The organism is Dactylosporangium sp. NPDC005572, from assembly GCF_040605515.1.
Taxonomy (GTDB): Bacteria; Actinomycetota; Actinomycetes; order Mycobacteriales; family Micromonosporaceae; genus Dactylosporangium.
Genome location: NZ_JBEXCY010000163.1, coordinates 1 through 8,978 on the forward strand (window position 1 = coordinate 1; position 8,978 = coordinate 8,978).

Annotated in this window: 6 protein-coding genes; 2 read left to right on the forward strand and 4 right to left on the reverse strand. The window is 71.5% G+C overall.

What is annotated here, in order from left to right; all coding sequences use genetic code 11:
- The 3 genes from ABZS66_RS45465 to glgC all read right to left on the reverse strand — a co-directional run.
- Positions 1–1,050, reverse strand: a 1,050-nt coding sequence (locus ABZS66_RS45465; RefSeq protein WP_354769216.1) for an alpha-amylase family glycosyl hydrolase, incomplete at its 3' end; no start/stop codon positions are given.
- 38 nt (positions 1,051–1,088) lie between these two features.
- Positions 1,089–3,296, reverse strand: coding sequence for an alpha-1,4-glucan--maltose-1-phosphate maltosyltransferase (locus ABZS66_RS45470; RefSeq protein WP_354769218.1), 2,208 nt, complete (start codon positions 3,294–3,296; stop codon positions 1,089–1,091).
- 57 nt (positions 3,297–3,353) lie between these two features.
- Entirely contained in the window at positions 3,354–4,592 is a 1,239-nt protein-coding gene (gene glgC / locus ABZS66_RS45475; RefSeq protein ID WP_354769220.1) for a glucose-1-phosphate adenylyltransferase, read from the reverse strand.
- A gap of 60 nt (positions 4,593–4,652) precedes the next feature.
- Between glgC and glgA the strand changes: the two genes are divergently transcribed.
- Positions 4,653–5,837: a glycogen synthase gene (gene glgA / locus ABZS66_RS45480; RefSeq protein WP_354769222.1), complete on the forward strand. Its 1,185-nt coding sequence runs from the start codon at positions 4,653–4,655 to the stop codon at positions 5,835–5,837.
- On the opposite strand, the gene pcaD is transcribed toward glgA, so the two are convergent.
- Positions 5,822–6,604, reverse strand: coding sequence for a 3-oxoadipate enol-lactonase (pcaD, locus tag ABZS66_RS45485; RefSeq protein ID WP_354769224.1), 783 nt, complete (start codon positions 6,602–6,604; stop codon positions 5,822–5,824). The two genes, glgA and pcaD, sit on opposite strands and share 16 nt — an antisense overlap.
- Before the next feature lie 170 nt (positions 6,605–6,774).
- Here pcaD and ABZS66_RS45490 point away from each other — a divergent pair.
- Positions 6,775–8,978, forward strand: a 2,204-nt coding sequence (locus tag ABZS66_RS45490) for an ATP-dependent Clp protease ATP-binding subunit (RefSeq protein ID WP_354769226.1), incomplete at its 3' end; no start/stop codon positions are given.

An 8,978-nucleotide genomic window follows, 5' to 3' on the forward strand; every position in this document is an offset into this window, starting at 1 on the left:
GCGCTCCTCGTCGGTGACCATCTCCAGGGTCAGCTCGTCGTGGTTGCGCAGGAAGATGCCCCACTGGCAGTTCGACGGGATCTCCGGCGTGTGGGCCAGGATCTCCGAGATCGGGAACCGCGACTCGCGCCGGACCGCCATGAAGATGCGCGGCATGAGCGGGAAGTGGAACGCCATGTGGCACTCGTCACCCTCGCCGAAGTACTCCACCACGTCGGCCGGCCACTGGTTGGCCTCGGCCAGCAGGACCCGGCCCGGGAACTCGTCGTCGATGACCTTGCGGCAGCGGCGCAGGAACTCGTGCGTCTCCGGCAGGTTCTCGCAGTTGGTGCCCTCGGACTCGAACAGGTACGGCACCGCGTCGAGCCGGAAGCCGTCGATGCCCAGGTCGAGCCAGAACCGCAGCACGTCGATCATCTCGCGCTGGACCTCGGGGTTGGCGTAGTTGAGGTCCGGCTGGTGGGAGAAGAACCGGTGCCAGTAGAACTGCCGGCGCACCGGGTCGAACGTCCAGTTCGACTCCTCGGTGTCGACGAAGATGATCCGCGCGTCGGAGTACGCCTTGTCGCTGTCGGACCACACGTAGAAGTCGCCGTAGGGGCCGGTCGGGTCCCGCCGGGACTCCTGGAACCACAGGTGCGAGTCGGAGGTGTGGTTCATGACCAGGTCGGTGATGACCCGGATGCCGCGCTTGTGGGCCGCGTCGAGCAGGGCGACGAAGTCGTCGACGGTGCCGAAGTCGGGCAGCACCTTGTAGAAGTCGCGGATGTCGTACCCGCCGTCGCGCAGCGGCGAGTCGTAGAACGGCGGCAGCCAGAGGCAGTCGACGCCGAGCCACTGCAGGTAGTCCAGCTGGCTGATGAGGCCCTTGAGGTCGCCGGAGCCGTCGGCGTTGGAGTCGGCGAACGCCCGGACGAGCACCTCGTAGAACACGGCCCGCTGGAACCAGGTGGTGTCGGCCGGCAGCACCCGCGCCTGGCCGAAGTCACTGGACGACGGATGCTCGACCGTACCGTCCGCGACGTGGGTGCCCTCGACCGCTTCCGTCATTGTCGCCACCTACCTTGCTGCTGTTGCGGTGGTCACGCTCACCGATGGCGGTGCACCGTGAGCACGTGAGCCGGCTCGTACAGGGGGTCGAGCCGGACCGCGTTGTGCTGTCCCCAGTCGAAGGTCGCGCCCGTGATCTCGTCGCGGACCGTGAACCGCTCGTGCCAGTCGAACCCCAGCGCGGGCATGTCCAGCGTGGTGTTACCCCATTGGACGTTGTGCGAATCCGTCGACACGACCACCAGCACCGTGTTGCCGGTCTCGGCGTCGCGCTTCGAGAAGCACAGCATCTGCTCGTTGTCGACGCCGTGGAAGACGGTGTTGCGCAGCCGGTGCAGCGCCGGGTTGTCCCGCCGGACCGTGTTGAGCGTGCGCAGGTAGGGCGCGAGCGACTCGCCGTCGCGCTCCCGGCCGGCCCAGTCGCGGGGGCGCAGCTGGTACTTCTCGTTGTCCAGGTACTCCTCGGCGCCCGGCCGGGCCACGTGCTCGAACAGCTCGAAGCCCGCGTACATGCCCCAGGACGGGCTGAGCAGGCTCGCCAGCACCGCCCGGATCTTGAACATCGGCGGCCCGCCGTGCTGGAGGTGCTCCGGCAGGATGTCGGGCGTGTTGGGCCAGAAGTTCGGCCGCATGTAGTCGGCCGCCGCGATCAGCTCCTGCACGTACTCCCGCAGCTCCCAGGCCTGCACCCGCCACGTGAAGTAGGTGTAGGACTGGCTGAAGCCGATCTTGCCCAGGCCGTGCATCATGGCCGGCCGGGTGAACGCCTCGGCCAGGAACAGCACATCGGGGTCGACCTGCTTGACCTCGTCGATGAGCCAGTGCCAGAAACCGACCGGCTTGGTGTGCGGGTTGTCGATCCGGAAGATCTTCACGCCCTGCGCGACCCAGTGCAGCACGACCCGCTTGACCTCGGCGCGGATCCCCTCCGGGTCGTTGTCGAAGTTCAGCGGGTAGATGTCCTGGTACTTCTTGGGCGGGTTCTCGGCGTAGGCGATGCTGCCGTCGGCGCGGGTCGTGAACCACTCCGGGTGCGCGGTGACCCACGGGTGGTCGGGCGCGCACTGCAGGGCCAGGTCCAGCGCGATCTCGACGCCGGCGTCGTTCGCGGCGGCGACGAACGCCCGGAACTCCTCCAGGGTGCCGAGGTCGGGGTGGATCGCGTCGTGACCGCCCTCGGCCGCGCCGATCGCCCACGGCGAGCCGACGTCGTCCGGGCCGGCGACCAGGGTGTTGTTCGGCCCCTTGCGGTTGACCCGGCCGATCGGGTGGATCGGCGGGAGGTACACCACGTCGAAGCCCAGGTCGGCGACCTCCTTGAGGCGCGGGGTCGCGCTGGCGAACGTGCCGTGCCGCACCGGCCTGCCGCGCTCGTCGACCTCGGCGCCCTCGGAGCGGGGGAAGAACTCGTACCACGCGGAGAACAGCGCCCGCTCCCGGTCGCACCAGATCGGCAGCGGCGCCGAGCGGGTCACCTGCCGGCGCAGCGGGTGCCGCCACAGCACCTCGGTGAGCGCGAGCGCGGGGGAGACCCGGGCGAACAGCGGGATGCCGGTGTCGGCGAGCGCGCGGGAGGCGCCGATGACCCGGTCGCGGTCGGGGGCCGGGACGCCCTCGGCCGCCTCGCGCAGCAGCGCCGAGCCCTCGGCCAGGTCATTGGCGAGGTCCTCCAGGCCCTGGCCGGCGGCGATCTTCTTGGACACGGCGTCGTGCCAGGTGAGGTACGGGTCGGAGAACGCCTCGACGGCGAACGTCCAGGCCCCGACCGCGTCCGGGCGCACCTCGGCGAACCAGCGGTCGGTGCCGGCCGCGCCGGGGCGCATCCGGGTGAACGGACCCTCCTGCCCGTCGGGCGCGATGAGGACCACGTTGCAGCCCATCATGGCGTGGCCCTCGCGGTAGGCGACCGCGGAGACCGGGACGGCCTCCCCGACGACCGCCTTGGCCGGGAACCGCCCGCCGTCGACCGACGGGGTGACCTGCTCGATCGGGAACCGCTGCTCGGCACCGTAGACACCGGCCCAGGACGGTGCGCCGTCGCGGGCCGGCTGGAAACTGGCCGCCGGGCTCTCCGCCGTGTCGACGGCGTCGTCGGGGCGGTCGGGTGCCAGCGCGACCTCCGTGGGGGTGGGCTCGGTCGTGGCGATCTCGGTCTTGAACGCTTCCGGTCGGGCACCCGCCGGCTTGCGCGCCTCCGTCTTGAGGGTGTCGTTCTTGCGGGTGTCGGGCTCCGCGGGGTTACCCATGATCCTCACCGTATCGAGTCGGGGCCGGGGTGGCGGGGTTAGTGCTCAGGGTGCGGTTCAGGGTTCGACGCGTTGACCCTTGCCGATGACCACGATGCCCCCGTCGGACACGGTGAAACGCTTCCGGTCGCGCTCCAGGTCGACGCCGATCTCGGCGCCCTCGGGCACGATGACGTTCTTGTCCAGGATGGCGTTGCGCACCACGGCGTGCCGCCCGATGTCGACGCCCTCCATGAGCACCGAGCCCTCGACGTGCGCCCACGAGTGGACCTTGACGTTGGGGGAGACCACCGAGTTCTCCACGAGCGACCCCGAGATCACCGCGCCGGGCGAGATCATCGAGCCGACCGCGCGGCCGACCCGCTCGCCCCAGCCGTGCACGAACTTCGCCGGCGGCCACGGGCTGTTGCCGGTGTAGATCGGCCACTCGAAGTTGTACAGGTTGAAGACCGGGTGGACGGCGATGAGGTCCATGTTCGCCTCGTAGTATGAGTCGAGGGTCCCCACGTCGCGCCAGTAGCCGCGGTCGCGGTCCGTGGTGCCCGGCACCACGTTGGTGCTGAAGTCGTAGACGGCGGCCTCGTTCTTCTCGACGAAGAAGGGGATGATGTTGCCGCCCATGTCGTGCTTGCTCGACGGGTCCTGCGCGTCGCGGGTGACGGCGTCGATGAGCGCGTCGGCGGTGAACACGTAGTTGCCCATCGACGCGTAGATCTCGTCGGGCGCGTCGGGCAGGCCCTTGGCGTCCTTCGGCTTCTCCCGGAACGCGCTGATGCGCCGGTTGTCGTCGGCGGCCACCTCGATGACGCCGAACTGGTCGGCGGTCGACAGCGGCTGCCGGATGCCGGCGACGGTCGCCGCCGCGCCCGACTCGATGTGCTGGCGGACCATCTGCTCCGGGTCCATCCGGTAGATGTGGTCGGCGCCGAACACGATGACGTAGTCGGGGCGCTCGTCGTTGATGAGGTTCAGGCTCTGGTAGATCGCGTCGGCCGAGCCGGCGAACCAGCGCGGGCCGAGCCGCTGCTGGGCCGGGACGGGGGTGACGTAGTTGCCGAGCAGCGTCGACATCCGCCAGGTCTTCGTGACGTGCCGGTCCAGCGAGTGCGACTTGTACTGGGTGAGCACGACCATCTTGAGATAGCCGCCGTTGGCGAGGTTCGACAGCACGAAGTCGACCAACCGGTAGATCCCGCCGAACGGGACCGCGGGCTTGGCCCGGTCGGTCGTCAGTGGCATCAGTCGCTTGCCCTCACCGCCGGCGAGGACGATCGCGAGGACCTTCTTGGCAGCCATGGCGCAGACGCTAAACGGGTCCGGCGCGTTGCGCCAGACGAACGGGATTATGGTTTGGACGTGCGAGTAGACCTGCTCACTCGAGAGTATCCCCCGGACGTCTACGGCGGGGCGGGCGTCCACCTCGAGTACCTTGCCCGGGAGCTGCGCCGGCTCCCGCTGGACGTCCGCGTCCACTGCTTCGGCGCGCCGCGGGCCGAGGCCGGGGTCACCGGCTACGCCGACCCGCCCGGCCTGGCCGGTGCCAACGCGGCCCTGCGCACCATCGGGGTCGACCTGGAGATGGCCGCCGGCTGCGCCGGGTCCGACCTCGTGCACAGCCACACGTGGTACGCCAACCTCGCCGGACACACCGCGAAACTGCTGCACGGCGTCCCGCACGTCGTCACCACCCACAGCCTCGAGCCCCTGCGCCCCTGGAAGGCCGAGCAGCTCGGCGGCGGCTATGCGCTGTCCTCCTGGTGCGAGCGGACCGCGGTCGAGGCGGCCGACGCGGTCATCGCCGTCTCCGCCGGGATGAAGGCCGACGTGCTGCGGGCGTACCCCCGGGTCGACCCCGACAAGGTGCACGTCGTCTACAACGGCATCGACACCGAGCAGTACGCGCCCGACCCGGCGACCGACGTCCTGGAGCGCCTCGGCATCGACCCGGGCCGCCCCTCCGTCGTCTACGTCGGGCGGATCACCCGGCAGAAGGGCCTGCCCTACCTGCTGCGCGCGGCCCGGCGGCTGCCGCCGGACGTCCAGCTCGTACTCCTGGCCGGCGCGCCCGACACGCCCGAGATCGCGGCCGAGGTGACCGGCCTCGCCGACGGGCTGCGCGCCACCCGCGAGGGCGTCGTCTGGGTGCAGGAGATGCTGCCCAAGCGCGAGGTGATCCAGGTCCTCACGCACGCCACGCTGTTCGTCTGCCCGTCGATCTACGAGCCGATGGGCATCGTCAACCTGGAGGCGATGGCCTGCCGGACCGCGGTCGTGGCCACCGCCACCGGGGGTATCCCGGAGGTCGTCGCCGACCGGGAGACCGGCCTGCTCGTCCCGATCGAGCAGGTCACCGACGGCAGCGGCACCCCGCTGGACCCGGAGCGCTTCGTCGCCGACCTGGCCGACGCGATGCTCCAGCTCGTCCAGGAGCCGGCCCGGGCCGCCGAGCTCGGCCGGGCCGGCCGCCAGCGCGCGGTCGACCACTTCTCGTGGGCCGCGATCGCCGACCGCACCCACGCGGTCTATCAGTCGATCACGTGATCCTTCGTCACGTGCTCGAGGATGAGCTGTGACACCGCCTCGGACTGCTCGGCGTTGGCCAGGTGGGCCGCGCCCTGGAGCACGACGAGGCGGCTGCCGGCGATCCCCGCATGGATGCGCTCACCGTGCTCCGGCGGGGTCGCCGGGTCGTCCTCCCCGGCGATGACCAGCGTCGGCGCGGTGATCCGGGGCAGGTCGGCGAGCTGGTCCATGGCCGCGATCGCCTCGCAGCAGCCGGCGTAGCCCTCGGCGGGGCAGGCGGCGATCATGGTCCGGTAGGGGGCGACACGGGCCGGCAGTGCCGCGCGGTAGCGCGGCGTGAACCACCGGCCGAGGACCGCGTCGGCGATGCTGCCCATGCCCGCCGAGCGGACCTGCTCGGCCCGCGCCTGCCAGCTGTCGGCGGGCGGCAGGTGCGCCGCCGTGCAGATCAGCACGAGCTTGTCGATGCGCTCCGGCGCGTGCGCGGCCAGCCACATGCCGACCATCCCGCCGAGGGAGAGCCCGCAGTACGACGCCCGCTCGATCCCGAGGCGGTCGAGCAGCGCCAGCACGTCACGCCCCAGCTCCTCGATCGAGTAGGGGCCGGGCGGCACCGGGGACCCGCCGTGGCCGCGGTGGTCGAAGCGGACCACGCGCAGCCGGTCGCCGAACGCGGCCAGCTGGGGCCGCCACATGTCGAGGTTGCTGCCCAGCGAGCCGCCGAGCAGCAGGGTCGGCGCCCCCAGGGGGCCGGAGGTGCGCTGGAACAGCGTCGTTGCCGTCACCGCATCCTTCTATCACCAACGCCTCGATGCGGGCTAAGGTGGTGGTGGGCAGTGCGCCTGCCCGCGCCTTCCGGCCAAGAGGCTTCGACTCAGCGCATCCACCTTCCGTTCACCGGATGGCGGGTGCGGTCCTCTTCCGGCCCGGGCCCGCCGGAGAGGCGTGATGGCGCATGTTCGAACGGTTCACCGACCGTGCCCGCCGGGTCGTCGTGCTGGCCCAGGAGGAGGCGCGGACCCACAACCACAACTACATCGGCACCGAGCACATGCTGCTCGGGCTGGTGCAGGAGGGCGAGGGCGCCCTGCAGGAGCTGGGCGTGACCCTCGACCGGGCCCGCCGCGAGGTCGAGGACCTCATCGGCCACGGCGGGCAGGTCCCGTCGGGCCACATCCCGTTCACCCCGCGGTTCAAGAAGGTCCTGGAGCTGGCCCTGCGCGAGTCGCTCCAGCTCGGCCACAACTTCATCGGCCCCGAGCACGTGCTGCTCGGCCTGATCCGGGAGGGTGAGGGCACCGCCGTGCGGGTGCTGGCCCGGCTCGGCGTCGCGCTCAACGACGTGCGGGCCGAGGTGCTGGGCTCGCTGACCGGCCACCCGTCGGCCCCTTCTTCCGATGCCCCACCCCCCAAGGGCAACCCTGTGCTCGACCAGTTCGGCCACAGCCTGACCGACGCGGCCCGGGCCGGGCGCCTCGACCCCGTCATCGGCCGCGACCGCGAGATCGACCGCGTCGTGCAGGTCCTGTCCTGCCGCCGCAAGAACAACCCGGTGCTCACCGGCGCGCCCGGCGTCGGCAAGACGGCCGTCGTCGAGGGCCTGGCCCAGCGCATCGTCGCCGGCACCGTGCCGGACACGCTCACCGGCAAGCAGCTGTGGTCGCTGGACCTGGGCTCGCTGGTGGCCGGCTCGCGGTACCGCGGCGACTTCGAGGAACGCCTCCGCAAGGTCCTCAAGGAGGTCCGCACCCGCGGCGACGTCATCCTGTTCGTGGACGAGATCCACACCCTGGTCGGCGCCGGCGCCGCCGAGGGCGCGATCGACGCGTCGTCCCTGCTCAAGCCCCTGCTCGCCCGCGGCGAGCTGCAGACGATCGGCGCGACCACCCACGACGAGTACCGCCGCCACATCAAGAAGGACGGCGCCCTGGAGCGCCGCCTCCAGCCGGTCGAGATCGGCGAGCCGACCCCGGCCGAGGCGCTGGACATCCTGCACGGCCTGCGCGGCCGCTATGAGACGTTCCACCAGGTGTCGTACAGCGCGGCGGCCCTGCGGGCGGCCGTCGACCTGGGCACGAGGTACCTCCCGGACCGCCAGCTCCCGGACAAGGCGATCGACCTGCTGGACGAGGCCGGCGCCCGCCTGCGCATCACGAGCACCGGCTTACCGGCCTCCCCTGAGGTGGGCCCGGACCACATCGCGACGGTGGTCGCCCAGTGGACCGGTATCCCGGTCCAGCGCCTGACGGAGGCGGAGACGGCGCGGCTGGTCCGCATGGAGGACGAGCTGCACCGGCACATCGTCGGCCAGCAACCCGCCGTCCGAGCGGTCGCCCGCGCGATCCGCCGGTCCCGGGCCGGCCTGGCCGACCCGAAGCGCCCCACGGGCTCGTTCATCTTCGCCGGCCCGTCGGGCGTGGGAAAGTCATCCCTGGCCAAGGCCCTGGCCGAGTTCCTGTTCGGCGCGCCGGAGGCGCTGGTGCAGCTGGACATGTCCGAGTACCACGACCCGCACACCGTCTCCCGCCTCCTGGGCGCCCCACCCGGCTACGTCGGCCACGACGAGGGCGGCCAGCTGACGGAGGCCGTCCGCCGCCGCCCGTCGTCGGTCATCCTGTTCGACGAGATCGAGAAGGCCCACCCGGACGTCTTCCACACCCTGCTGCAGATCCTGGAGGACGGCCGCCTCACGGACGGCCAGGGCCGCGTCACCGACTTCACGAACACGGTCCTGGTCCTGACCACGAACCTGGGCACCCGCTTCACGTCCCCGGCCGGCTTCACCACCCACCCGGCCGCGGCGGCCGACCTGGCGGGACTGGCCGCCCAGACGGACCTGCGCCAGCACTTCCGCCCGGAGTTCCTGAACCGCATCGACGAGGTCATCGTCTTCGCCCCGCTGACGGAGGCCGACCTCCTCCAGATCGTCGACCTGGAGGTCACCGAGGTAGCAACCCGCCTGTCCACCGCCGCAGCGCCCGCTTCGCCGACCGCCCCACCCACTGTTGCGACCACCGGCACGGACAATGCCCCGGAAAGCCACACGGACGGCGCCCCGATCGGCGCGGTCGGCTCGGCCGGCGGCTTGGTCGGCTCGGGCGGCGGCGGTGGCGCTGGCGGTGGCGCTGGCGGTGGCGCTGGCGGTGGCGCTGGCGGTGG

Bases quoted from the DNA above. Each gene is read 5' to 3' on its own strand.
- ABZS66_RS45470 (WP_354769218.1), bottom strand. From the start codon at position 3,296: ATGGGTAACCCCGCGGAGCCCGACACCCGCAAGAACGACACCCTCAAG.
- glgC (WP_354769220.1), bottom strand. From the start codon at position 4,592: ATGGCTGCCAAGAAGGTCCTCGCGATCGTCCTCGCCGGCGGTGAGGGC.